Origin of the sequence: Sorangium sp. So ce726, from assembly GCF_051521405.1 — a bacterium.
Taxonomy (GTDB): Bacteria; Myxococcota_A; Polyangia; order Polyangiales; family Polyangiaceae; genus Sorangium.
Genome location: NZ_CP150349.1, coordinates 6,541,330 through 6,567,339, shown reverse-complemented (window position 1 = coordinate 6,567,339; position 26,010 = coordinate 6,541,330). Strand labels below are relative to the sequence as shown.

General features: G+C 72.5%; 15 protein-coding genes. 4 read left to right on the top strand and 11 right to left on the bottom strand.

Annotated features, from left to right (window positions below):
• Positions 1 to 94 precede the first annotated feature (94 nt).
• Complete coding sequence (gene thrS / locus WME79_RS24420; RefSeq protein WP_437539489.1) at positions 95 to 2,362, bottom strand: threonine--tRNA ligase; 2,268 nt, start codon at positions 2,360 to 2,362, stop codon at positions 95 to 97.
• A 386-nt stretch (positions 2,363 to 2,748) separates the two neighbouring features.
• On the bottom strand, positions 2,749 to 3,840 hold the full coding sequence (locus WME79_RS24415; protein WP_437539487.1) for a glucokinase: 1,092 nt from the start codon (positions 3,838 to 3,840) through the stop codon (positions 2,749 to 2,751).
• A gap of 153 nt (positions 3,841 to 3,993) precedes the next feature.
• Between WME79_RS24415 and WME79_RS24410 the strand changes: the two genes are divergently transcribed.
• From WME79_RS24410 to WME79_RS24400, 3 genes are read left to right on the top strand one after another with little or no spacing between them, the layout of a single operon-like run.
• Positions 3,994 to 6,039, top strand: coding sequence for a mechanosensitive ion channel family protein (locus WME79_RS24410; RefSeq protein WP_437539485.1), 2,046 nt, complete (start codon positions 3,994 to 3,996; stop codon positions 6,037 to 6,039).
• Positions 6,036 to 7,373: a cation:proton antiporter gene (locus WME79_RS24405; protein ID WP_437539483.1), complete on the top strand. Its 1,338-nt coding sequence runs from the start codon at positions 6,036 to 6,038 to the stop codon at positions 7,371 to 7,373. Before WME79_RS24410 ends, WME79_RS24405 begins: the two co-directional genes overlap by 4 nt.
• Positions 7,370 to 8,833, top strand: a complete 1,464-nt coding sequence (locus WME79_RS24400; protein WP_437539481.1) for a cation:proton antiporter — start codon at positions 7,370 to 7,372, stop codon at positions 8,831 to 8,833. Before WME79_RS24405 ends, WME79_RS24400 begins: the two co-directional genes overlap by 4 nt.
• A gap of 12 nt (positions 8,834 to 8,845) precedes the next feature.
• On the opposite strand, the gene WME79_RS24395 is transcribed toward WME79_RS24400, so the two are convergent.
• The 9 genes from WME79_RS24395 to WME79_RS24355 form a co-directional block, all read right to left on the bottom strand.
• The gene (locus tag WME79_RS24395) at positions 8,846 to 9,496 is read right to left on the bottom strand and encodes a hypothetical protein (RefSeq protein ID WP_437539479.1); all 651 of its coding nucleotides are present in this window, start codon (positions 9,494 to 9,496) and stop codon (positions 8,846 to 8,848) included.
• Positions 9,497 to 9,613: 117 nt separating this feature from the next.
• On the bottom strand, positions 9,614 to 10,519 hold the full coding sequence (locus WME79_RS24390) for a TauD/TfdA dioxygenase family protein (RefSeq protein WP_437539477.1): 906 nt from the start codon (positions 10,517 to 10,519) through the stop codon (positions 9,614 to 9,616).
• 57 nt (positions 10,520 to 10,576) lie between these two features.
• Positions 10,577 to 11,557, bottom strand: a complete 981-nt coding sequence (locus WME79_RS24385) for a quinone oxidoreductase family protein (RefSeq protein WP_437539475.1) — start codon at positions 11,555 to 11,557, stop codon at positions 10,577 to 10,579.
• A gap of 198 nt (positions 11,558 to 11,755) precedes the next feature.
• On the bottom strand, positions 11,756 to 13,024 hold the full coding sequence (gene mltG, locus WME79_RS24380) for an endolytic transglycosylase MltG (RefSeq protein WP_437539473.1): 1,269 nt from the start codon (positions 13,022 to 13,024) through the stop codon (positions 11,756 to 11,758).
• A gap of 106 nt (positions 13,025 to 13,130) precedes the next feature.
• Entirely contained in the window at positions 13,131 to 14,699 is a 1,569-nt protein-coding gene (locus WME79_RS24375) for a vWA domain-containing protein (RefSeq protein ID WP_437539471.1), read from the bottom strand.
• A 45-nt stretch (positions 14,700 to 14,744) separates the two neighbouring features.
• Positions 14,745 to 17,189, bottom strand: a complete 2,445-nt coding sequence (locus WME79_RS24370) for an NAD(P)-binding domain-containing protein (protein WP_437539469.1) — start codon at positions 17,187 to 17,189, stop codon at positions 14,745 to 14,747.
• On the bottom strand, positions 17,173 to 18,891 hold the full coding sequence (locus WME79_RS24365) for a pre-peptidase C-terminal domain-containing protein (protein ID WP_437539467.1): 1,719 nt from the start codon (positions 18,889 to 18,891) through the stop codon (positions 17,173 to 17,175). The genes WME79_RS24370 and WME79_RS24365 overlap by 17 nt, the downstream gene beginning before the upstream one ends.
• The gene (locus WME79_RS24360; RefSeq protein WP_437539465.1) at positions 18,873 to 21,950 is read right to left on the bottom strand and encodes a vWA domain-containing protein; all 3,078 of its coding nucleotides are present in this window, start codon (positions 21,948 to 21,950) and stop codon (positions 18,873 to 18,875) included. The genes WME79_RS24365 and WME79_RS24360 overlap by 19 nt, the downstream gene beginning before the upstream one ends.
• Before the next feature lie 292 nt (positions 21,951 to 22,242).
• On the bottom strand, positions 22,243 to 24,600 hold the full coding sequence (locus WME79_RS24355) for a cyclic nucleotide-binding domain-containing protein (protein WP_437539464.1): 2,358 nt from the start codon (positions 24,598 to 24,600) through the stop codon (positions 22,243 to 22,245).
• Positions 24,601 to 25,079: 479 nt separating this feature from the next.
• Between WME79_RS24355 and WME79_RS24350 the strand changes: the two genes are divergently transcribed.
• Positions 25,080 to 25,907 carry a hypothetical protein gene (locus tag WME79_RS24350; protein ID WP_437539462.1) on the top strand — a complete coding sequence of 276 codons (828 nt, stop codon included), beginning with the start codon at positions 25,080 to 25,082 and terminating at the stop codon, positions 25,905 to 25,907.
• Positions 25,908 to 26,010: the final 103 nt, after the last annotated feature.

Genomic DNA, 26,010 nt, shown 5'->3' with positions numbered 1-26,010 from the left:
GGGGGCTCTGGAGAAGAGCCCCTCTCAAACGGGCAGCCGAGGGCGCCTGAAGCCGGGGCCCTGGAGAAGGGCCCCACGACGCCGCGGGTGAACGTCAGGTCACGACGGGGACCGCGCACTGCTCGCGCAAGAACTCGGCGAGCGCCTCGGTCGGCATGAAGCCGCGGTCGCTCCCGTCACGCAGGCGGACGGTGGCGCCTTTCGCCTCCACCTCCTTGTCGCCGACGACCAGCATATGGGGGATCTTCTCGACCTGCGCCTCGCGGATCTTCGCGCCGAGCTTCTCCGAGCTCCGGACGAAGCTCGCCCGGATGCCCCGAGCGCGCAGCGCCTGGGTGACCTGCTCGGCGTGGTCGTTGTGTTTGTCCGACACCGTGACGACGCGCGCCTGCTCCGGTGAGAGCCACGCCGGCAGCGCGCCCGCGTGGTGCTCCAAGAGGACGCCGATGAAACGCTCGATCGAGCCGAGCAGCGCCCGGTGGAGCATGATTGGCTGCTCGAGCTCTCCCTTGGCGTTCACGAACCCGAGCGTGAAGCGCTCCGGGTTGTTGAAGTCGTACTGGAGCGTCGAGCACTGCCACCTCCGGTCGAGCGCATCGACGAGCTTGATGTCGATCTTCGGCCCGTAGAACGCCCCTCCGCCGGGGTCCACCTGGTACTCGAGGCCGAGGGTCTTGAGGGCCCCCTCGAGGGTGCTTTCGGCCTTGGCCCAGTCCTCGAGGCCGCCGACGTACTTCTCCGGCCGTGTCGAGAGGTTGATGTCGAACTGCTCGAAGCCGAACGTGCGGAGCATCTTCAGGATGAAGCGGAGGACGCGGTGGATCTCCTGCTCGACCTGGTCCGCGCGGCAGAACAGGTGCGCGTCGTCCTGGGTGAACCCTCGCACGCGCATCAGGCCGTGCATGACGCCAGCGGCCTCGTACCGGTACACGGTCCCGAGCTCCGCGAGGCGCATCGGGAACTCGCGGTAGCTCCGCGTCCGGCTCTTGACCATGAGGATATGAAACGGGCAATTCATCGGCTTGCAGCAGTAGTCGTGCCCGTCGACCGACATGGGGGAGAACATCCCCTCCCGGTAGAAGTCCCAGTGGCCCGAGGTCTTCCACAGGTCCGCCTTGGCGATGTGCGGCGAGTAGACGATGTCGTAGCCCTCCTCGAGGTGCATCTTGCGCCACTGGTCCTCGATGATCGTGCGCAGGAGCCCGCCCTTCGGGAGCCACATGACGAGGCCGGCCCCGATCTCCTCGATGTAATGCGGCTCGAAGTGCACCTCGACGTCGGCGTCCTGCCGGGCGCTCACCGCGGTCCTGAAGGCGCTCTTCGACTCCTGCGCCGCCGCGCCGCGGAGCCGGACGTGCAGGCGCGGGCGCGCCTCGTCGTCGCTGCCGCCCGCGATGCCCGGAGGCGCCTTCGGCGCCTCGCCGAACTTCACCGTTCGCCGGATGGTCCGCCCGGGGAACGTCGAGGCCGCGGCGCCGAGGGCGTGCTCCACGAGCGCGCGGTCGAGCGGCGCGTCCGCGTCCACGCCGACGTAGAGGTCGATCTCGTCCTTCTCGGAGTACGCGTGGGAGTCGTAGCGCTCGGAGACGAGGTAGAGCTCGAGATCCCGCCCGAGCGTCCTGTGGTCACGCTTCTTCGCCTCCTCCAGGCGGCGCACGTACTTGTCGAGGTCCTCCTTGTTGGGGAAGGCCACGCCGCGCACGCGCTGGAGCGACTGCTTCGTGGCGTCAGCGCGCCAGTAGGCCGCCGAGGACGACGTGATCTTGAGCCCCTTGATGAACCCCGCGTGGGGCAGGTGCGGGCCGCGGCAGAAATCCACGAACTCGCCGCAGCGGTAGATCGACACGCTGTCCTCGGGGATCCAGGACAGGATCTCCGTCTTGTATTCGTTCTTCTGCCCGAGCCCCTCGAAGACGCCCAGCGCGTCCTTCTTGGCGACGAGCTGCCACTCGAACTTGATCTTCTGCTCGATGAGCTTCTTCACCTCGGCCTCGATCATCTCGAGGTCGGAAGGGGTGAAGGTCCGACCGGCAACGTCGAAGTCGTAATAGAACTCGTCACCATGGCTCTTCGGGCCCATCGTGACCTTGGCGCCCGGGAACAGCCGCAGCACGGCCGTCGCCAGGAGGTGCTCGGCGGAGTGGTTGATCGTGTCCCTGCCCTCGGGCGTATCGGCCTTCAGCAACTCCAGCTTCGCGCCGTCCCGGAGGGGCGCGCGGAGGTCCTGGATCACCCCGTCGACGCGCGCGACGACGACGGCCTCGGCGAGCCTCGGCGAGATGGCCCGGGCGGCGTCGAACGCCGTGTTGCCATCCTGGAGCGCGAGGGCCTTCCCATCAGGTAGAATGACCGAAGTTGCCATGACGTGACCTTTCTTTCCTTTTACCCGACTGTACGAGCGTCAGGTGGGTCGGTCTTAAAGCACCGTGGCTCCAACGTGTCAACGCCGCGAGGCCGCGCGCGGCCGCTCGATCCAAGCGTGAGGCCAAGCGTGAGGCCAAGCGTGAGGCCAAGCGTGAGGCCAAGCGTGAGGCCAAGCGTGAGGCCGAGCGCGAGGAGCTCGTCCGCTCATGCTCGGATCGTGCCCGGCGCGAGGCGGCGCCGCGCGATATGGCCTCTTGCCACCTCTCGCCACCTCGGGGCGAACTCGCGCTCATCCGCCTTGGACCGACGGCGCCGAGTCGACAAGAGACATGGAGTCGCGCGCGCGACTCCACGCCTCTGTCATGGGCACGAGGACACGGGGGGTCAGGACCTCCGGGACGCCGCGCGGGCCCGGGGCTGCTCCGCGGCGGCGAGCTCTCTGGCGTAGGCGAGCGCGCCCCGCACGCCGACCAGGGGATCGGTGACCACCGCGACGGGCACCCCCTCGAGGAGCGGCGTGAGGCGCCCCTTCTTCAGGAAGGACTTCATGAAGAGCTCGCGCCTCTGGGTGACGAGGCTCCTCGCGATGTTCCCGAGGACGAAGACCCCGCCGAGCGCGAGCTCGCGCAGGGCGAGGTTGCCGGCCTCGGCGCCGTAGATCTCGACGAACAGGTCGACCGCGCGCGCGGCGGGCCGGAACGCGCGGGCGAGCCCGAGCTCGGCGATCGCCGCGTTGCGGTCGCCCTCGGCGAGGCGGCGCTCGATCGCGCGCGGCACGCGGGCGGTGCGGGCGAAGAAGTCGAAGAGGGCGCCGAGCCCGTCGCCCGAGAGGACCCGCTCGTAGCTCACGTGGTCCGGGTGGCGCTCGGCGAGGAACTGCCACAGCTCGGCCTCGACCGCGGTGCGCGGGGCAAAGTCGGCGTGACCTCCCTCGGTCGGGAGCGTGACGTGGCGGGCGCCATCCCAGAGGAGCCGCGCCTCGCCGAGCCCCGTTCCGGCGGCGATGACGGCCAGGTTGTTCCCCTTCGGCCGCGGCCTTGGTTCCGTGAGCGGCTCGATCGACGCGCGGGGGACGTGCAGGCAGCCCGTGGCGCCGACGGCCAGGTCGTTCGCCAGGAGCACGCGCGCGATCTTGAGCCGGCGCGACAGCTCGCGCTCTGCGAGGCGCCAGGGCAGGTTCGTGACGGTCGCGACCTGGTCCTTGATGGGACCCGCGACGCCGAGCACGGCGACGGCGGGGTGGGGGGCGTCGCTGCGCACGAGGAAGGGGAGGGCGATCTCCTCGAAGCTCGCGTGCTCGCGGCTGCGGAAGACGGCCTCGGAGAAGGGCCGGCTGCCGGAGGCGCTGTAGAGCGCGAGCCGGGTGTTGGTGCCTCCGATGTCGCCGACGAGCAGCGATGGGGCCACCGATCTCTTGGTCCTTGCCACGCGGGCGCCCTGCCAGCGCCCTGCCTCGGCGGCAAGGCGATCCATCATCGAGCGAGCTCGGAGGGGTCGAGGTTTCCGGGCGGACTCGAGCGCGCGTGATCGCCTGGAGGCGACCACGCGTGGCTCGCGGGCTGTCTGCCGAGGCCGCCTCGCGTCCTGCGCCGCTTGACCGGCGGCCTGCCTCCGGCCGAGAGTGCCTGCGTGCAGCGGCTGTTCCCCGCGCTCCTGGTCGCGCTCGCCGGCCTCATCGCTCCCGCTGGCGCTGCGTTCGCTGGGCCGGCGCAGGCCGCGTCCGTGCCCTCGCAGGCCGCGTCCGCGCCGTCGAAGGCCGCGCTCGTGCCCTCGCAGGCCGCGCCCGCGCCGTCGAAGGCCGCGCCCGCGCCGTCGAAGGCCGCGCCCGCGCCGTCGAAGGCCGCGCCCGCGCCGTCGAAGGCCGCGCCCGCAGCGTCGCAGGCCGCGCCCGCGCCGTCGCAAGCCCCGCCCGCGCCCTCGCAGGTTGCGCCCGCTCCCTCGCAGCTCGCGCCACCGTCGGCCGCGTTCGAGCCCACGCAGCTCGCGCCCCCGCCGGATGCGGTGCAGCCGCCGCTCGTCCAGGTCTTGCCATCGCCCGAAGCGGCCGCGCCGGCGTCCGCGCAGGTCGTGCTGGCGCCCGCCCCGGTTGCGCGGCCTCCCGCGCCGCCGCCTGCGCCGGTCGCGCCGGCGTCCGCGCCGGTCGCGCCGCTGGCCCCGGCCGCTGCCGTTGACCAGCGCGAGCCGGCGGCTCCTGACCCCCAGCCTTCGCCCCCCGTGGTCGAGCAGCCCGAGGCGCGCGTCGAGCTGCTCGGCAGGACGGTCTTCGCCCTCCGCGTGCACCGGGGCAGCCTCTCTCCCCCGGAGCGCGCCCGTGAGGCGGCGCGCGTCCTGGAGGGCGCCGCCCAGGAGAAGGCGGTCCCCGAGGTCCGCATCGACGAGCAGGACGGCGTGGCGGTCGTCTACGTCGGCGATCGCCCGCTCGTCCACCTCGGTCCCGAGGACGCGGCGGCGGCGGGCCACACCACGGTCGCGGCCCACGCCGCCGCGGTCGCCGGCACGGTGCGCGACGTCCTCGCCAAGGAGCAGAGCCGGAGCCGCCTCGCGACGAGCGTCTTCTCGTTCTCGCTGCTCGTCTTTTCCGGGCTGATCGCGCTGCTCCTGCTCCGCAAGGTCGGCGAGCTCGTCGCGCGAGGGCGCGCCTGGGTCGCCGAGCACCCGGAGCGGCTCCCGGCGCTGCACGTCCGCGGCATCGAGATGCTCCGGCCCGCCGCGTCGCAGGGCGCGCTCTCGGTCGCGCTCGGCGCCGCCGGCGTCCTCGTGCGGCTGGGCATCGCCTACATCTGGATCCTCTTCGCGCTCTCTCTGTTCGCCTCCACGCGCGGCACCAGCGAGAAGCTCACCGGCTTCGTGCTCGCGCCCATGTCGGAGCTCATGGGGCGCATCGCGCGGAGCGTCCCGGTGCTCGTGCTCGCGATCCTCGCGACGCTCGCGGTCATCGTCCTCATCCGCTTCGTCGGGCTGTTCTTCGGGAGCGTGGGCCGGGGCGAGACGTCGCTCGGGTGGCTCCCGTCCGATCTCGCGGTCGCCACCGGCGTCCTGGTCCGCTTCGGCATCCTCGTGGCCGCGCTGCTCCTCGCGGCCCCGCTCATCACCGGCACCGACGAGGGGGCGCTCACGCGGATCGGCTTCGTCGTGCTCGCGGCGGCCGGGCTCGCCAGCACGCCGCTCATCGCGTCGGCGGCCGTCGGCCTCTCGGTCATCTACGGGCGGCGCCTGCGCGTCGGCGACATCGCCGACGTGGGCGGCCGCGCCGGGCGGGTCCGCGAGCTGACGCTGATCGAGGCGCGCCTCGAGGACGAGGACGGCTGCGTCGTGCGTGTGCCGCACCTGCTCAGCCTGTTCCACCCGACGCGCATCCGCGGCCGCCCTCCGGTCGTGGCCGTCGAGATCAGCGTCGACCCCGCCGCCGATCTCGATCGGGTGCGCGAGCTGCTCGTGAAGACGGGCTCGGGCCTCGGCAGCCGCGCCCGCGCCGCGCTCGTCGCGATCGACGAGGGGGGCGCTCATTTCCGGGCCACGATGGCCTGCGACGGCGACGACGTGCGCAGCCGCTGGCTCACCGCGGTGGCGCAGGCCCTCGCCGCCGCGGACATCCCGCTCGGGCGCGCGCCGGCGTCCTCCGGCGGCGCGCGGCGCGCCGCGCCCGCGCCGGTCGATCGGAGCGCCGCCTCGTGAACGCCGTCTGGCTCCTGATGGGGCTCCTCGTGCTGTCGTACCTCGGCAGCTCGCTCGTCGGCGGCCGCGTGCTCCGGGGCATCGGCCTCCCTTCCGGCGCCGAGTACGTCGTGCTCGGCTTCGTGCTGGGCCCCTCGGCGCTCGGGCTGCTCGAGCCCTCGTCCCTCGCCGCGTTCGAGCCCGTGGCGGGCGTCGCGCTCGGCTGGCTCGCGCTGGTCGTCGGCCTCGACTTCGGCTTCGTCGGCAGCCGCCGCGTGCGGCCGTCCCGCATGGCGCTCTGCGTGCTCATGAGCCTCCTGACCGGCGGCGCGGTGGCCGCCGCGGTCTGGTTCGCCGCGGCCTACGGCGCTCCCTCGCTCGATCGCGGCGACCGCGTGCTGCTCGCGGCGGGCGTGGGCGCCGTCTCCGCCGAGACGACGCGGCACGCGGTGCTGTGGGTCACGCAGCGCTACAGCGCGAGCGGCAAGCTCTCGGACCTCATCGCCGACATCGCCGACTGCGACGATCTCGGCCCGCTGCTCATGATGGGCGGCGCGTTCGCGCTCGTCCCGCAGGCGACGGCCCAGTGGCCGATCCCGTTCTGGGGGTGGACGGTCGTGACGGCGCTCATCGGCGTGGTGCTCGGGCTCATCGCGGTCGTGCTCCTCGGGAGCGATTTCCGCCTGATCCAGAGCTGGGGCGTGCTGCTCGGCACCTCGCTGCTGACGATGGGCACGAGCGCCCGGGTCGGCCTGTCGCCGCTCTTCGCGGCGTTCGCGATGGGCGTGACGATCGCCGCCATGTCGCGGCACCGCGACGAGATCGTCGCCATGGTCGCGCCGACCGAGCGGCCGGTCATCCTGCCAGCGCTCCTGCTCGCGGGCGCGCACGTGAACCCGAAGGCGGCGCCGTTCCTGCCCTGGATCGTGGCGATCGCGCTCGGGGCGAGGCTCGTGGGCAAGCTCGCGACAGGGCTCGTCTTCCGTGTCGTGTCGCCCGAAGCGCGCGAGACGTCGCCGTGGCTCGGCCTCGGGCTGCTCTCGTCCGGCGCGGTGGCGATGAGCGTCGGGCTCGCCTTCGCGCTGCGCTTTCCGGGCCCGGTCGGGCACACCGTCCTCTTCGCCGCGGCGGCCGCTGCCGTGTTCGGCGAGCTCGTCGGGCCGCAGGCGCTGCGCGCCACGCTCCGCAAGGCCGGCGAGCTCGCCGCGCCCGAGCGGGAGTCGCTCTTCTTCGGCCGCGGCCCGGCCCGCGCCGGGCGCGACGCCGCGCCGGGCGAGGGAGGCGAGAGGGGCGGCCCGCCGTCGCCCGCGGCGCAGCGTGGGGGAGGGATGAGGAATGAAGAGGTGTCACCGTGAGCGCCGCAGCACTCCCTGACGTCGAGCCCGCTTCGCCCGCCGGTCCGGCCGCGCCGGCCGATCCGGTCGCGCCCGCCGAGCAGCACGGCGCATCCTCCGCGCGCCACCACGGGTCGGCCCCCAAGGGGCCGCTGAACCACCTCACGCACGCCGTAGCGCTCGTCATCCTGTTCGGGCTGCTCTACGCCACGACGCGCGCGGTCCCTCACGAACACGGGCCCGCAGGGGCGGTCGCTTCGATCGGCTTCCTCCTGCTCGCGGGCACGCTCGCGAGCGAGCTCGTCGAGCCGCTCCGCCTGCCGCACATCTCGGGCTACATCCTCGCGGGCATCGTCGCCGGCCCGCATGTCCTGGAGCTCGTCGACCACCACGCCGTGGAGGAGATCTCGCGGGTCAACGCGCTGGCGCTGGCGCTCATCGCGCTCGCGGGCGGCGCCGAGCTGCGGATCGACGTCGTCAAGAAGAGCCTGAAGAGCATCCTCCTGCACAACCTCGTCCAGACGGCGCTCGTCTTCGTGGCGATGACGGGCGTCTTCTACGCGGCGCGCTCGCTGGTGCCTTTCGCCGCCGAGCTCTCGACCACGGCGGCGTTCGGCGTGGCCGTCCTGTGGGGCGTCATCGCGGTGACCCGCAGCCCGTCGGCCGTGCTCGGGATCCTCTCCCAGACGCGCGCGACCGGCCCCGTCGCGATGCACACGCTCGCGTTCGTGATGACGTCGGACATCATCGTCATCGTCGTGACGGCGGTCGCGCTCTCCACGGTGCGGCCGCTCCTCGAGCCGGGCACGACGATGTCCATGCACGAGATGGAGCTGCTCGGCCGCGAGATCCTGGGGAGCATCTCGATCGGCACGACGCTCGGCCTCGCGCTCGCCGCCTACATGCGGCTGATCGGCCGCCAGCTCATCCTGGTGTTCGTGGCGCTCGGCTTCGGCGCGACGGAGGTGCTGCGGTACCTCCGCTTCGACGCGCTGCTCGTGTTCGTGGTGGCCGGCTTCGTCGTGGCGAACCTGTCGAAGCAGGGCGAGAAGCTGGTGCACGCGGTCGAGGACGCCGCGAGCGTGGTGTTCGTCCTGTTCTTCGCGACGGCCGGCGCGCACCTCGACCTGCCGCTCTTGCGGCAGATGTGGCCTGTCGCGCTGCTCTTCGGCGCGTCGCGCGCCCTGGTGACGTGGGTCGCGAACCGCATCGGCAACCGGCTGGCGGACGATCCGCCGCTGTTGCGGAGGTGGTCGTGGTGCGGGCTGGTCTCGCAGGCCGGGCTGACGCTCGGGATCAGCCTGACCATCGAGCGCGCGTTCCCGAGCCTCGGCGCCGGCTTCCGCGCCCTCGTCGTCGGGTGCGTGGCGCTGAACGAGGTGTTCGGCCCGATCCTCTTCAAGTACGCGCTCGACCGCGCCGGCGAGACCGCGGTCGAGGCCTCGCGCGGGTCGCTGCCGAACCTCGGGCGCCACGGGTGAGCCGCGGCCCTGTCACGGGGTGAACCGGAGCGAGTAGCTCACCACGGTGGGGCCTTTCCTCGGCTTGAGGAAGTCGATCCGCTCGAAGACGCCGACCACACATTGCGTGAACGCCTTGCCCTTGAGCGCCGTCCGGGGCTTGCGCACCTCGGCCTTGCCGCCGTCCCTCTCGATCCGGAGATCGATGCCGAAGTCGCCGCCCTTGGTCGGGTCCTCGGCGAGCGCGAAGCAGCGGCGGAACTCGTCGAAGTGGGGCGCGACCGAGCGCTTGATCGGCTCCTTGGTGAAGTCGTCGTGCGGGCCGCCGCCGATGTGCATGCCGATGTTGGCGACCTTGACCTTCGGGAGCGGCCCGGCGTCGGCCGGCGCCGCAGGATCGGGCGCGGCGCTCGCGGCCGGGGCCGCGCTGGGAGCGGCCGTCGTCTCGGCGGCGGGCGCGGCGCTGGCGGCCGGAGCCGCGCTGGCGGCGGGGGCAGCGCTGGCGGTGGGAGCGGCGCTCGAGGCCGACGCGGCGGGGTCGGGGGGAGCGGACGGAGCGGTGGTCGCGGAGGCGGCCTGCGTCACTTCGGCCGGGGGCGCGGTGCGGGGCGAGCAGCTGGCGATAGCGGCAGCGAAGGCGAGGGGAGCGGAGAGCGCGAGGAGGAACGGAGCGGGACGGCGCATGATGGCGCGCGAATCTACACCGCGGCGCGCGCAGATCCAGGAAGCGGGGCGCGGCGCGACCAGGACCGAGGCGACGAGCGAGACGACGCGCTGATCTCTCGTGGATCCGAGGGGCGATCAGTAGGGCTGGTCGCCGACGATCCCGGCGCGCTCCATCTTGCGCACCGCAGGCCAGTAATCCTGGACCGCGTAGTGCTGGGTGCAGCGGTTGTCCCAGAGCGCGACGCTGTTCTTCCTCCAGCGGAAGCGGACCTGAACCTCGGGGATCGCCGCCTGGCTGATCAGGTAGCTCAGCAGGTGGCTCGCCCCGGGCGCGAAGTCCTGGCCGACGCGAACGTTGTCCGGCGTGTGGAAGTTGACGAAGTGCGTCGTGAAGCTGTTGACGAACAGGACTTTTTCGCCGGTCTCCGGGTGGGTGCGCACCACCGGGTGCTCCGCGTCGGGGTAGCTGGCCTTGAGCGCGTGGCGCTTCGTCATCGGCACGGCGGCGCCGAAGGTGGCCTCCATGCTGTGCCTGGCGCGCAGCCCGGCGATCTGCCGCTTGATGTGCTCGGGCAGTCGTCGGTACGCCTCGACCATGTTGACCCAGATGGTGTCGCCGCCGACGTCCGGTGTCTCGATGCAGCGCAGGACGCAGCCCATCGGCGGCGCTTCGCGCCATGTAGCGTCGCAATGATAGGAGTTCTCGTAGTGCTCCGGCGGGCTGTTCAGGTCCTTGTAGATGCGAACCAGCCCCGGATGATCGGGATCGCTGCCGGCGACAGGGTGGTCCTCGAGCTCGCCGAAGCGCCTCGCGAACGCGACGTGGTCGGCGCGGGTGATGTCCTGGTCGCGCAGGAACAGGACCCGATGCTTCAACAGCAGCGCCTTGATCTCGGCGAAGAGCGCGTCGTCGCGCGCGGCGTCGGCCAGGCTCACGCCGCGGAGCTCGGCGCCGATGGTGCAGGTGAGCGGCTCGACCTGGATCGATCCGCGCGTCACCGCGCGGGCGGCGCCCGACCCGGCAGTCGCTGATCTTGTCATGTCTGGTCCTCCTCGATGCCCTGGCGTCGGCGCAGCGATCTGCGGCCCAAACACGCGCTACACGACGAAGATCGACGAGCCCGTCGTCTTGCGCGACTCGAGATCCCGGTGCGCCTGCGCCGCGTCCTCCAGCCTGTAGCGCTGGTTGATCTCGATCCGGATCCGCCCCGCGGCGACGTGGCCGAAGAGCTCGCCTGCGAGCGCTCTCTTCTCCTCGGGATCGGCGATGTAGTCGGCGAGCGCGGGGCGCGTGACGAACACCGACCCTTTGGCCCCCAGCTGCGCCACGTCGAGCGGCGGCACGGGGCCCGAGGCCGCGCCCAGGCACACGAGCAGGCCGCGCCGCTTCAGCGAACCGAGCGACCCGGCGAACGTGTCTTTGCCGACGCCGTCATAGGCGACCGACACGCCGGCCCCGCCCGTCAGATCGCGCACGCGCCTGGCCACGTCGCCGCGGCCATAAATGACGATGTGATCGGCGCCGTGGGCGCGCGCGATCTCCCCCTTGGCCTCGGTCGACACCGCGCCGATCACCGTGAGCCCGAGGAGCTTTGCCCACTGCGAGACGATGAGGCCCACGCCGCCCGCCGCCGCGTGCAGCAAGATGCTGTCGCCGGCCTTCAAAGGCCAGATGCGGCGCATCAGGTACGCCGACGTGAGCCCCCGCATGGTCATCGCAGCGGCCGTCTCGTGGCTGATGCCCTCTGGCAGCCGGATCAGCGGTGCCGCGAGGACGATCCGCTCGGCGCAGTACGCCCCGAGCGTGTCCAGGAAGCCGGTGTACGTCACCCGGTCGCCCGGCGCGACGTTCGTGACTCCCTCGCCGACCGCCTCGACCACGCCGGAGGCCTCGACCCCGATGCCGCTGGGAAGCGGGACGGGATAGACCCCGGTGCGAAAGTAGGTATCGGCGAAGTTGAGCCCCACCGCGACGTGCCGGACCCGCGCTTGGCCGGGGCCCGGGCTGCCGACGACGACCTCCTCGGAGCGCAGCACCTCCGGGCCGCCGGTCTCGTGGAATCGGACTGCCTGTCCCATGAAACGTCCCCCCATTCCGCGCCGCCGCGCTCTCTCTCGTCCCCGGCGGCCAGGAACGCAAGGGCACCGCGTGGATGAGCACGGCCGAGGACGCAGCTGCGCTATCCCTCGGACGCGCTCGTCTCGTTCGACGGCTCCGTGTCGGTGCCTGAGGGCGCCGCCTCGCGCAGGCGAGCTCCCGTGTCGCGCCGCCCGCGCCTAGGGCGCCGTCGCGTCGCGGCGCTTTTGCACGGCGTCGTTGTGGTCGTCCAGGCTCTCGCTGAACCGATGGCGGCCGCCGCCCGCGGCCACGAAATAGAGGTACTTCGTCGCCGCGGGCGCCAGCACGGCCGCGATCGACGGCGCCCCGGGGTTGGCGATCGGCCCGGGCGGCAGCCCCGGGTGCGCGTAGGTGCTGTAGCGGTTCTTCGGATCCCGCACCACGGCGGGCGTGGGCTTGCCACCCCAGTCGGCGCACGACGGCGCCTCCTCGGGCCAGGCGACGCAGCCGTAGAGCGCCGTCGCGTCGGACTGCAGCTTGCGAGAGCGGAAGCTCGGATCGAGGAGCCGGTTCAGGAACACGCTCGCGATGAGCGGCCGCTCCTCCTCGACGACCGCCTCCTTCTCGATGATGGAGGCCAGCGTGAGCACCTCGCGGCGACCCCAGCCGAGCGTCGCCTGGAGCGCCGCGAGCCCGTCCTTGCCCTGCGCCGCGAGCGCGCTCCACCGCCGGTCGGACTCGGCGACGAGGCGCCGCGCCACGTCGCGCGCGTCGGAGTCCAGCGCGAGCTCGTACGTCGCCGGGAAGAGGTACCCCTCCGCGCTCTCCGCGCCCACGGCGCCGCCGCGCTCGATGCCGAGCGCGTCGAGGAGCGCGCCGTCGGCGGTGGCCGCGAGGAACGTCTTCCGGCCGGCGATGCGCAGCTTCTCCAGCCGGGCGGCGACGTCGAAGCGGCTGAAGCCCTCGGGGATCGTGAGCTTCGCCGTGGGGCGCCCCTCCGCGCGCGCGAGCAGCTGCCGGAGCTCCCGCGGCGTCGCGCCCTCGAAGAGCAGGTGAGGGCCCGGCACGAACGCCTCGGTGCCGCCCGTCGCGCCGAGGTAGAGCGCCATGGTGCGCTCGCTCTCGACGAGCCCCTCGGCCGCGAGGAGCGCGGCCGCCTCGCCCGCGTCGAGCCCGCCCGGCCAGTTGATCTCCACGACCCGGCCCCGGTCCGGCGCCCTCGCGCGCCCGAAGCCGAACACCAGCGCGAGGAGCGCCGCGCACGCCGCCAGGACCACGCCCGCGAGCCCGAGGAGCAACGCGCGCCCGCGCCCGGCCCGGGGCTGGGCAGGGCGCCGCGACACCGGCGCCCGCTGCCCCGCGCCGCGCGCGCGCCGCGCGGGGGTCGCCTTCCGGGTCGACGGCGGCTCGCGCGGCGCCGAGCCCTGCGCGCCGTCGCCACCCGTCCGGCGGTTTCCCGGCCGGCTCGCCCTAGGTCGAACGCCCACCGCCGGCAGTCAAAACCCGAAAGCTCGACGCGTGTCAACGCCCCGCGTCGCCGCGGGGCGGGGGCCGGAGCGCGCCGTCCGCGTCGTCCGCGCCGAGCGCCGCGCGTCAGCGCGCCAGATCGAAGGCCTCCGCCTCGTTGCGGCGGACGGCGCTCTTGCCCTGGCGGGACTGCGCCGGGGCGGGCCGCGGCGCCGCTGCCGCTGGGGCCTGCGCGAAGCCGCCCGGCTCCGCGGCGGCGGCCGGCGGCGGCGTGGCGAACGCCGGCGGTGTGGCGAAGTCCGTGCCCGCCCGCTCCAGCGCGGCGAGCTGGCCCTCGAAATCGGACGCCACGTCCTTCGCGCGGTTCGCAGGGGCGCTGCGCTTCGCCTTGTCGGCCTCCTTCTTGAGCGACTCCTGCTGCGCGTCGAGCTTGCTGCGCGCCTCGTCGAGCCGCCCCTGCTCGAACAGGAAGTTGGCCTGCTTCAGCGTCGCCGCCGTCTCGCTGCGCTGCACGCGCCCCGCGACGAGCGCGTCGAGCTCGCTCGCGTCGGCGTCGCGGTCCGCGATCGCGACGCCGAGCTTGCCCACGCACCGGGCGTCGGTCCTGGCGACGAGGTCCCTGTAGGTGAGGCCCACATCGGCGACGGGAGAGTCGCCGCGCCCATCGCTGCCGAGGCCGCCGAGGCGCACCTTGAGCAGGACCGTCTTCACCTCCCCCGCCGCGAACGCGCCGAGCGGCACGATGACCTGACCGCCGGCCCGCCGGAACGAGCGATCGAAGACCCGGTCGAGCTCCACGCCGGGCGCGAGGTCGATCGCGAGCTCCGCGCCGCTCGCGACGGACGCCGTGAGCTGCTCGGCCTCCGCCTCGAAGATGCGCGCGAGCGCGGCGTCGTTCTCGACGAAGTAGTGCCGGCCGTTCGAGTCGAGCGCGATCGCCGACAGGATCTTCTCGTTGTAATCGACGTCGACCCCGATGGTCGTGATGGCGACGCCGCGATCGCGCGCCCGCTGCGCCATCGCGCGGAAGCCGGGGACGTCGCGGACCCCGTGGTTGGCGTCGCCGTCGCTGAGGACGAGCATCCGGCTCACGCCGCCGCTCGTCTGGCCGAGCAGCGAGAGGCCCTCCTCGATGCCGCACGAGATGCACGTGTCGCCGCCGAGCGAGATGCCGCGGACGCTCGCGAGGATGCGGCCGCGCGTCTCCGGCCCGACGGTGGTGGGCGGCACGACCACGCTGGTCCTCGTGTCGAAGGTGACCACCGACACGACGTCGCCGTCGTTCAAGCGGCTCACGGCGGTCGTCGCCGCCTGCACGGCGTTGGTGAGGCGGGTGCCCTTCATCGAGCCGGAGCGATCGATGACGAGCGAGAGGTTCGCCTGCGCCTGCGACCTCGCGGGCGCCCCGTCACCGCGGACCTCGAACATCAGGAACGTCTCTTGCGCCGACCGAGGCAGGCGGGCGTGACCGACGCGCCCCTCCAGCATCAGCCTCGATCCGGTGGTGAAGCGGCTCGGATCGATCGCCGCCACGGCGCCGCCCGCCACCTCGGGGACCCGGCGGGGCGGCTCGGTGATCACCTCCGGGACCGCCGTCACGGAGCTCCCCCCGCCGGACGGGGCCAGGGAGTAGACGGAGAGACTCGTGAACATCATGCCGAGGGCGGAGAACAGGGCGACGTGGGTCGGCTTCATGGCTCCTCCAAAGAACGGCCTGGGCCCCCCGAGCTTACGATGGACTCACGGCGCGGGGACCGCGGGCGTGGTCCCTTGTACGTCGCCGAGCTCGGAACGATCTGACGGCTCCGCGGTCGGCCGGACACCGGCGGCGCGGAGGGCGCTCCACGGCGGGATGCTCCCGATCAGCACGAGCACGGCATCGCAGGGGTGCGCCCGGGCCCCCGACGGCGACGCGAGGGTCGCCACGAGCGCGCCGCCCGGATCTGCGGTCAGGGCGGAGACGTCGGTCTCGAACAGGAGCGAGAGGCGGGACGCCGCTGCAAGTCTGCGTAACTCCTCGATGTTTCGGGTCTTCCCGCGGCGGAACCCGGCGCCGCGGTAGACGACGGTGACGTCGGTGGCCGGCTGGCGCGACAGCGCGATCGCGGCTTCCATGGCGACATCGCCGAGGCCGACGATCAGCACGCGGCTGCCGGCGAGGCTCCGGGCGTCGGCGAGGTGGTAGTACACCCGACCTTCCACCTCGGCGGATAGCTCGAACGGAAGCCTGCGCGGCGAGCCGCGCTGGCCGATGGCGAGCAGCACGCGCCGCGCATGGCGCTCGGTTCGCGGTCCGCCGTCGCGCGGCTCGGTGACGACGACGAAGCCGGCCGTGGCCTGCGCCTCGGCGGACGCGCCTTTGCCGGCCGCGCGGGCGACCGACACCATGCGGGTGTCCTGCAGGATCGGGAGCCGCTCCTTGCGCACGATGCGGAGCCAGTGGGAGAGCAGCTCCTCCTTGGTCGACTCCTTCAGCCACAGCTTCCCGGTCATCGGCAGGTCGAGCGGCTGATCGAAGACCAGCTTGCCGCGAGGGAAGCTCTGGATGCTCTGCGCCACGCTGCCCTGCTCGATCACCTCGAACGAGAGGCCGAGCTCCTTGGCGCGCAGCGCGGCGCTGATCCCGGCGGGCCCTGCGCCCACGATGATCAGATCGAGCTCCTGACCGCTCGCGCCGCGCGGGCCGGCCTGCTGCAGGTCCTCCGCGATGCGCGTCGCGGCGTGCGCGCCCTGGTGGATGGCGTTCTTGATGAGGGGGAGCCCGGTGACGTCGCCGGCGAGGTGCAGGCCCGGCACGTCGAGGCTGCCGAGGTCGTCGCCGAGGCGCGGGCGATCGGCGATCGGCGCGCCGCCCTCGATAGTGAGCGACCCGTTGGGGCAGCGCTGCTCGCACAGGGTGAGGCCGCAGCACGCCTCCGGGCGGGCCACGACGGCGACGTACTTCTCGATGGCGAGCACGTCGTACGGGCACGCGTCGACGCACGCATAGCAGCCGAGGCAGGTGGTCGTGTCGATCCGGGGCAGGCGCACGCGCGCCGCGGGGCGGAGCATCGCGTCCTCGCCCCCGGCGTCGCGCGCCGCTCGCCGCGCGCGGCGCGCGCGCAGCGCGTGGCCGCCGCGTGCGCCCGCGAACGCGAGGGCGGCGGCGGCGAGGCCTGCGCCCATCCAGAGCAGGGCGGGCGCGCCGGGCGAGGCGCCGGCCTTCACGACGGGCAAGGCCGCGGCGGCGTCGCGCGCCGCGTCCCAGGCGAGGGCGCGGTCCTCGGTGTGCTGGCCGCTGCAGACGCCGGCGGGGCTGGTCTCGCCGCCTGCGCGACCGGCGTTGCGGCCGGCGGCGCGTGTGTCGCCGCCGGCGCGGCCGGTCGCGGCGTCCTCGGGGAGGGCAGGGCGGTGCTCGTCGAAGCAGGTGATCGGACGGGCGTCGCCGAGCGGCGCCTGCGCCGCGACGAGGCAGCGCGCGATGGGATCTCGCGGCGCGGCGAGGTCGTGGCACGGCGCGCAGCTCCCGGCCGTGACGATCGCGACGGTGGCCGGCTGGCCCGGGCGGAAGGCCGATCTCGGGAGCTCGACCTCGGCGCCGGGCGCGAAGCGCACCGGCGGCCTCGCTGGATCGAACACGACACCCTGATCGCCGCGGTGGATGGGGTGGCAGGTGGCGCAGCTCAGCGCACCGCTCGCGAGCAGCTGCCCGTGGCTCCTGCGGGTGGAGCCGTGGGCGCCGTGGCACCCCACGCAGACCTGATCGATGCGGGCGCCTGCAGCGGCTCCGCGCGAGGGCGCGGCTTCCCGGGCGGCGGCCTCTCGAGGCGCGGCGGGCGCCTGCTCGGCGTGGCACGACGCGCACGCGAGCTGCGCGCGCGCGTGGGGCAGCGAGAGCGGCCCCGGCGCCGCGTGCCCCCCTGGCGGCGGGAAGAGCAGCGCCGCTGCGCCCGTCGCGACGGCGCCGGCGAGCGTGGCCGGCAGCACGCCCCGGAAGCGGGTGACGTCGGAGGTCGCCTCGGCGCGGCGCGCGGCGCGCCCCCGCACGACCTCCCGCGGCTGGGCGGCGCGCTGGCGCGGATCGGAGAGATCGGCGCGGTAGAGCGTCCTCGTGGGATCGGGAGGTCGCGCCGCGTCGTCCGCGCCGCCGTCCGGCGGCCCCGCCGTCCGGCGGCCTCCGCCGGTCGGGCTAGAGGAGCGTGACATTCAATCGATAGAAGAAGGTCGCGTCGGGGACGAGCGACGCGGCGCGGACCTTCACATAGTACGTGCCCGCGGCGAGGTCGGTGAGCGACGCGTAGGAGCAATTGCCGACCCCTGAATCGTCGTCGGATGCGAGCACGGTGGTCCCGTCCTCCCCGAGGATCTCGATGTAGCTGTCGAGCTGCCCCTGCCGGCAACCATCGGTGCCGTTGTCGATGACGTTCGCGTGCAGCGTCGAGCGCGGCCCTGGCACGGTCACGGCGACCACGTCGACGTCGCCTGCCGGCGCGATCTCCGCGAGGAACGGGTCCGCATACGCATTGGCCTGCGCGGGGGCGCCGTTGGGCTCTGTCTCGTCGAGCTCGAAGCGGCAGGTGGCGCTGCATCCATCGAGGGGATCCGTGTTTCCGTCGTCGCACTGCTCGCCGGCGCTCATCGTGCCGTCCCCGCAGAGCTCGGAGACGAGCGTCACATCGAGGCGGTACGGGAACGTCTCCGCCAGGGAGCCGAGCACGGACGTGACGCGAACATAGTAGTCGCCCGCCGCGAGCGCCGGCGCGACGGCGCGGGCGCAAAGGCCGTTGTCCCCGCGGTCGCGTCGTACGATCAAGTTGCCGCTCTCATCGAGGATCTCGATGACGCTGTCGAGCCGGCCGGTCAGGCAGTCCGAGCTCGTGACAGCCGCGGTCTCCGCGGTGAGGACCGTCGGCCCGCTCGGCACGGTGACGCGCACGACATCCACGTCGTCGGCCGGATCGATCGCGGCGAAGAACGGCGCGTCGTAGGTGTTGGCGGAGGCGATCTCGCCGTTGTCCTCCTCCTCGGTCGGCTCGAGCTGGCAGCTATCGCTGCAGCCGTCGCCCGGCTGATCGAGGGGGGTGTCGCACTGCTCCGTCGGATCCTGGATGCCGTCGCCGCAGGCGGTCTGTCGACTTCGCACGACGATGTCGAACGCTCCTGCCTGGGTCGCATCCGCGCCGGTGACGACCACGTAGAATGCATCACCCTCGCGGACGGGCACGGTCAGCCGGTTCTCGATCCCCGCGCCGGCGCTGGGCCTGCCGCACTCGCCCACGACCGTGGGGTCGGCGCAGGCGCTGCGCAGCTCGGCGACGAGCTGCGCGTCCGTGCGTGGGGTCAGCACCACGTCGAGGAACCCGGTGGTCGTCGCCGTGAACGTGTAGGCGATGCCCGGGCTCCCCGACCAGCACTCGCTCTCGACAGCCGCGTGGCCAAAGGTATCGCCGGTCGCGGTCCCGGGATCCGGGAGCGCCACAGGCGCGGCGCACATGTCCGCGCAGGCCGCCTCACACTCCAGATCGCCGCAGTCGATGCTGTCGTCTCCGTCGTTGTCCCGCCCGTCCTGGCACGCCTCGACGCCCGAGCAGCTCGACGTGTCGACGGTGCACTCGGGGCTGCACCGGACGTCGCCGTCATCGAAGCCGAGGCTCTGGCAGGTCGTGCCCCTGAGATCGGGTCCGTCGCACGCCTCACCCTGCTCGGCGACCTCGTTCCCACAGTCGCCCGGGGGGGCGCCCCCGCTGCCCGCGCCCCCGTCGCCGCCTCCAGCCGCGCCGGCGCCGCTCGAGGCCGACGGGGGCCTCGGCCGCGACGCATCGTCATCTCCGCTGCACGCCGCGACCACCCCCGCAGCGCAGAGCAGCGCGGCCACCATGGTGCTTCGGCTCACTCGGTATCTGGACATGAATACGTGATCTCCCAGTCCTGCACCTGAACGCCGCCCCCTCCGCTGCTCGTCGGATTGAGCCTCATCCGGACCTCCAGGTACTCTGTTCGAGCGTCCGGCAGCTCTTGCAGCACGTCGAAGAGATCGATCGCGCACGCCGGCATCGAGGTCTCATCGCAGATCCGGGTGTCGGTCGGCACCGCGTGGGCGGTCGCCGCGAGCCTGACCGTCGCCGAGGCGAGGTCGGCGGGGTCATCCGCCGCTCTCACGAAGAACTCGACGCTCGAGTTGCCCGGGGTCGTCGTCCTGTACCTGAGGTATCCCCACTGGGTCTTGGTCCCCGGCGGACAGACGCCGTGGTACTGCTCCCACGCCGTGGTCATGGCCGTGACGCTCGTCGTCGTGCACGGCACGACGGCCCGGACCTTCCCGCCCGGGTTCTCGCGGACGGTGGAGCAGGTCGCCGGACAGAGCTTCACGTTCGTGTTCCCGGAATCGAAGTACCAGCCCCCCGCGCCGCAGCTGCCGACCCCGGCCCGGGGCGTGAGCGTCGTCTCCACGCCGGCGGCGTTCTCGTAAACGACGGACACCGACGCGGGATCCGAGACGCCCGCGATGGGGACGGTGACGTCACAGGGCAGCGCCTCTCCGCGGATCGAGAGCAGCGCATTGAGGAGGGTACCTTCCAGCGCCGAGCCAGCGCTGAGGTTGAACGCCTGTCCTCCGCCTTGGTCCGCGATGAGGTTGATGATCTCCGCGTTCGAGTTGCCGAAGCCCACCGCGTGCACGCGAACGCCGTGGTTCACGAAGGCGTTTCGTGCCAGGTTTCCGATCGCGTTGGGGACGGTGCCGCAGCTCGACGGGATGCCGTCGGTGACGAACACGACCGCGACCTCCTCCTCGGGATGGGTGTCCTTGTAGTTGTTCGCCCAGGCGGTGGCGCCGTCCAGCGCCGGGTACATCGGCGTTTCGCCGTTGGGCGTCGGGAAGTTGATGAAGGCCTGCATGAGCTTGATCTCTTGCTGGTCCCCCATCGCTGCAGACTCCTCGGTCAACCTGTCGGCTGCGGCGCCGTTGAACGGGACGAGCGGCAGCGCGCAGCCGCCGCCGCCGGCAGGCGGACAGGCAGGGGTCTCGTTGCACGGGCCCGGGTTGTCGAGTGGCCAGAACCGGAACGCGACACCGAGCCCCGCCGACGCCGGATCCTGGAAGAAGGACTTGAGCGCGTTCGTCGCCGGAATCCATCGATCCGCGCTCACGTCCACCCCCGACAGCGTCTGCCGCATCGAGGTGGATCGATCGAGCGCCACGAACAGGGTGACCGGCCTGACCAGCGACACGCTCGCCGTGGCAATGCAGGCGGGCGACTCGCACATGGCCGATTGATAGATGCTCCCGTTGTTGCCGCACCGGCACTCGGCGATATGCCCAGCGCCAGGAGGATTGACGATGAGCTCCACCCCGTCGGCGACGCCAGTGCAGCCCGCCACGCTGATGCACTCACCGGGGGCGATCGGCTGCGCTGTCGTGCAGGCGAGGGTGCCGCCGGTCGGGTTGCACGCGTTCAGGACCCGGCTCGGGGCGGACGATGGCAGCTGGTTTGCGGTGGAAGCGTAACGGTGGATGGCGATTCCCGCCGGGGCCGGGGTGGTGCCGCGGTTGCAGACCGGGATCGTCCCGCCGCAGGGCACGCCGATCGTGAGGTCCGGCTGGGTGCACGTGGTGTCCGTCTCGTTCGGCTGGTACGACTTGCAGAGGCCTTTTTGCGGGCAGGTCTCGCCGCAGACGCTCTCCACGAGGTCGACGCAGCTCTGTGACCACTCGCCTCCCGGCGCGCAGCAGCTCGGCGACACATCGCAGACCTGCGACACGCAGGTGTTGCAGCTCGCGTTCAACCGCGCGCCGGTGTAACACTTGTCGTGCGCGCACCCCGGATCGGTGTCGCAGGTGGAGCCGCACAACGACTCGGCCAGGGCGACGCAGCTCGCGTCCCAGCTCGGGGCAGGCGCGGTGCATGTCTTGGGGGCGCACTCCGTGGCGACATAGCCCACGCAGGTCGAGCTCCAGATCCCGGTGCAGCGGCCGCCCGACAGCTGGGTTCCCGCGGGACATATGCCGCCGGGCGCGGTGCAGCGGCCTGGGAAGGCGCAGGTGCTGCCCGCACCGATGATCGCAGTGCACTGCGCCGTCGTGGTGCACGTGATATCGCAGCAGCGCGGATGGTTCGCGCAGATGTTCGCGATGCACGCGTCGCCGCAGGTCGTTGTCATGTTGGTCGCGGCGCCGGGAGCCGCCTGGCAGGCGTCGTGACCGCAGTCGGCCGGGATGGTCGTGAAGGTGCAGCAGCTCGACCTCGCGTTGCAGACCTTCGTGGCGCAGCCGCTGCAGTTCGACAGCAGCGACAGGCCGGTCGCGCACGGGTCGTGAACGCACGCGCCCCTCGCGGGGTTGTCGCAGTACTGGTCGAACTGGCAGTCCTCGCTGGTCGTGCACGGCTGGTGCGTGCCCTCCCGCGCGACGGCCTCGGGCAGCTCGTTGATGTCGCCGACCGACCACGTGTACGTCGGGCCGGTCCCCGCGAGGGTGATGGGCCCCCCGTCCGGCGTCTCCTCGAACGACTGGCACGTCGGATCGCACGGGTTGGTCGCGCACAGGCCGCCGTCGGAGGCGTCGGAGTTGGCGAGCGGGCGGGGATACCCGCTCTCACCGCTCCCTCGCGGCGCCGAGCCGAACGGCGACCTCCGCATCGTCATCGTCCCGTCGCAGCTGCCGTAATGCCCGTCCTCGCAGCGCCGGATCCCGTCTAAGCACGTCAGCACACCTTCGTGCTCGCCGACGGTGACGTGACACTCCACCTCTTCGCCGTCGACGCACGGGTCGCCCGTTCCCGGCCCACCGTCGGGCCAGTCCGTCCCCGGTTGCGGCGGCTCACCGGCGTTGTTGCCTCCATGGCACGATCCGGCGATGAGGGCCGACGCGGTAAGCAACGTCACGAGCAGCAGCGCTCTCGGCGCCCACGCGCTGGCGGAGCCTGATCGGGAGAGCGCTCCCATCCACTTGGTCGAAGGACCAGCCATCGGCTTCTCTACCTTCCACTAGGGTGCTGTCGGGAAAATTGTACCTGGGCGCAGAAGGCAAAGTCCAGGCCTCTCGCCTGCGCGCTGCGTGATGCGCGAAAAGCGGTCGCGGCGAACACGTGCGCGCGTTGACGCGCGCGTCGCCGCGCCGGAGGAGACGCGCGCGGCGCACAAAGAAATGCCGTGCCTCGCAACCATTTCATAGCGAGTCCGGGGCGTGTCGGTGCTCTGTCGCGCGCCGCGGCAGCCGCGGTGTGGGGCGGCGTGCGCGCGCTCCCGGTCCGGCGCGCGCTCATCGAGGCACGCTCGCCGCCGTCATCGCGTGGAGCACGAGCAGCGCCGCGGCGACGCCGAAGGTGATGATGTGCGCCGGCAGCCCTCCGCGGAGCGCGGCGAGGAGCGCGCGCTGGGCCGGGAGCGCGCGCAGCTCCACGGCGAGGCGGATGAGCTCCGCCAGGCCGGCGAGCCGCTCGGCCCCGCGCCCTTCGAGGACCGCGTCGATGCGGGCGCGCAGCGCGCGCTCCTCCTCGCGCAGGCCGCGCCCCGAGGCGAGCAGCGCGAGCGGGCCGAGGGGACTCTGCAGGTAGGGCACGAGGACCTTCTCGACGATCTTCTTGACCAGGTCGCTGCGCCCGCTCACCTCGCGGTAGAAGCGGTCGAGCAGCTCGCGCCGGGCGGCGCTGAAATCCTCGGGCAGCGCTGCGGTGCGCTCGATCCTGGCGAGGCGCCGCGGCGCGAGCTGGTATGCGATCGCCGTGAAGGCGCCGGCCGCCGCGGTGGCCCAGAACACGAGGTGCAGCGCCGCGCCCAGCGTCGGGCGGCCGGACCGGGGCCACGGCGCGTGCGCGAGCGCGAGGCCGGCCGTGACGAGGCCGATCGCGAGGTGCCCGGCCAGCTGCGGGCGGAGCCGGCTCTTCACGGGCGCGGCATCGCCGCCCTCCACGGCCGTGCCGCCGCGCCGCCTGGGCCGCATCCACGCCCATCGCCCGGCGCGCTTGGGGACCGCGTAGAGCAGGAGCAGCGCCATGCCGACCGCGGCGGCGACGCCCGCCGAGAAGGCGGCGCCCTCGCCTGGGCGCGCGCCGCCACGCGCGTGCGCCGACAGCCCCGCCGCGCCGAGCCCGGCCGCCGCGAGCGCGCTGCCTGCGACGAGCGCCGCGCCGCTCCGTGGCGCCGCCGCGCGCTCCTGCTCGCGCCGCGCCCCGCCGAGCAGGTCGCGCACGTCGGCGATCTCCTCCGCCGGGTTGACGCGGAAGATCGAGCCGGTGGGACAGGCCTTCACGCACGCGGGGCCGTCGTAATCGCGGCAGAGATCGCACTTCACGGCGATGTCCGCGAAGTCTGCGCCTCCCGGGCGCGGCGCGGCGGCGGGGCGCGGCGCCATCGCGATGTTCTCCCACGGGCACGCCTTTGCGCAGGCGCCGCAGCCGGTGCAGAGCGCGTCCCGGATGAACACCTCTCCCCCGGTGTCCTTGCCAATGGCGCCGGTGGGGCACTCGATCATGCAGGCGGGGCTCTCGCAGTGCTGGCAGGAGTTTGGCAAGAGCAGGCTGCGCGGCGCCTCCTTCTGCGCGGCCGGCTCCGCGTCGTCCACCCGGGCGCGCACCTTGTCTCCGCGGCGCACGAGCCGTGAGACCCCGTGCACGTCGGCGCACGACCACGCGCAGTGTCCGCAGCGGGCGCACGTCTCGAGATCGATGACCAGGAGCGACCGCGCGACCTGAAGGCGATAGAGGTCCCTGAAGATGTGCGCCGTGTGATTGCGCGCATGGCCGGCGATGACCGCCTCCTGCCTTTCGTGGTGCTCGCCGGTGATGCGCCGGAGTCGGGGGATCAGATCAGGGTGCTTCCGCGCGAGCGCGGCGAACGTCTTCGACGGTACGGACAGGAGCGCCGTGGCGCCGCTGGCCACGGCGCTCGCCGCCCGGCAGCGGCCCTCGTCGAGCTCGACGTCTCCAAAGAAATCACCTCGGGTGAGGTACGCGCGCACATGAATCCGATCTCCGTCCTCGGTCTGAATTTGCACCATCCCCTCGGCGATGAGCCACAGCTCGGCGGCCGGATCGCCTGTGCGGTAGATGGCCTGACCGCGCTCGAAGCGCCGATGACTCACTGCGTCAAGCAGTATTTCGACGTCGTCTGAGTCCAGGTCACGCGTGAAGGCGAGGGTGCTGAGGAGGTCGCGTGTCGCGCTCCTCCGCAGCGCGCGCTCGAGCCTCTCGGCGATCTCGGTCTTGCCGGAGCGGCCGGCGGCGCGGCGGAACAGGTGGACCGGGATCTCGGCGAGCACGCTGGGGGCGAGCGCGACTGCGGTGGTCCTGCGCGACATCCCCACGACCGCCTCCTCGCCGACGACGTCGCCCGCGGCGGCCGTGCGCACCTCGGTATCGCGATCGTCTCCGCGGCGTGTCGCGCGCAGGGCGATGCGCCCGGAAGCGACCACGAAGAAGGCGTCGCCGGCGTCGCCCGCGCGATAGGCGGCCTCGTCCGGCGACAGGGAGCGGAGCCGCCCCGCCCCGGCGATCTCACGCCGGGCGCGCTCGTCGAGCCCTCGCAGCAAGGGGGCGTCGAACACCGCCGGCGGCCACGCCTTGGGGCGGTCAGACCCGGCGTCGCGCGCTCCGCCGTGGGTGTGGTCCGATGAGGGCATCAGCAGGTCTCCTGGTCGAAGGACGCAGCCCGCCGCTCCTCCCGACCCGCCCTCGCCGCGCGATCACGGCCCGAGCCGCCCCGCGGAGCGAGGTCGAAAGGAGCAGGGCAACGCGCGCAAGGCGCGCAAGGAGCACAACCGGCGCGAAGAACGCGGACGTGGATGTGGACGCGGAGCAGACGAGGCCGGCGTGTCATGGCGTCGGATACCGTCGCTCCACACCGTCGCGCATCCGCTGTCTTAAGGGACGACATGGTCTTACTTCACGTTCAAGAAGGTGCAGAAAAAGGACGAGCGTCCCGAAAATGCCTTGACACCCAAGCCGATTACAGTGAATATCCATCCTGCTAGACTCGGCATCTTCGGCGCCAGGGTTCGTTTGAGGGTTCGGCATGAAATGACTAGCATCTGTTCTTGAGTGCACATGCAATGTCATTCCAAATCAACGAGGTAGAAGTATGAGTAGGCGCACGACGAGTTTGGCTGTTGCTTCCCTGGCTGCCGCGTCTTTCATCACGCTCGCTTCGGCTTCCGCGAGCGCGAAGGGCCCCGAGGACTGGGCGCTCGAGTTCATCGACAACGCCGTCAGCAACGAGTGGGGCACGGACCCCGAGTGCTTCCTGAACTGGGACGACGAGGACCCGAACATTGCGTGGACCGGCATGACCAAGGGCGCGTGCTTCTTCACGCTGTCGCTGCAGAAGGCGATGGGGTACACCCAGCAGGACATCTCTTTGATGTGGGGCAAGAGGAGCCCGGGCTCCGATTACTATTACGCCCTCGTCAACGCGAGCCCGGCGGTCGGCGCGATTCCTACGGGGATCGAGACGTACTTCCGCCGCGTCACCCGGGCGATCGACATCCAGAAGGGCGATGTCTTCACCATCGGCGCCGTGGGGGACTGCGCCGCTGAAATGCCCACCAACTGCTACCCCGGCCACACGATGATCATCACCGGCGCGCCGGAGGAGATCCGCCCGCAGATCATGCCCATATACTCGGGGACGAAGCAGTACGCTGTGCCGATCGCGGACTCGACCGGCTCGAACCACGGGTGCACCGCGGGCAAGTACAAGGACAGCCGGTGGAGCGGGGCGTGCATGGGCGGCAAGATGGAGGCGGGCGCCGGGACGGGCTACGTGCGTGTGTACACCGACTCGCTCACGGGCATCCTGCTCGGCTACACGTGGAGCGTCACGGCGTCGACGTCGAGCTACTACTCCCCCTCCACGCGCCCCTACCGGATCGGTAGGCTGTTCAAGCTGCCCGCTCCGGTCCCGACCGATCCGCCCCCGCCTCCTGAATGACGAGCCGCCGCCGCCTCCTCTCTGATCGACGGCGACGCTCTTCTCATGATCACGGCGCGCTGAGCTCGTCAGCGCCTGACCAGCGAAGCCCTTACCCCGCAGG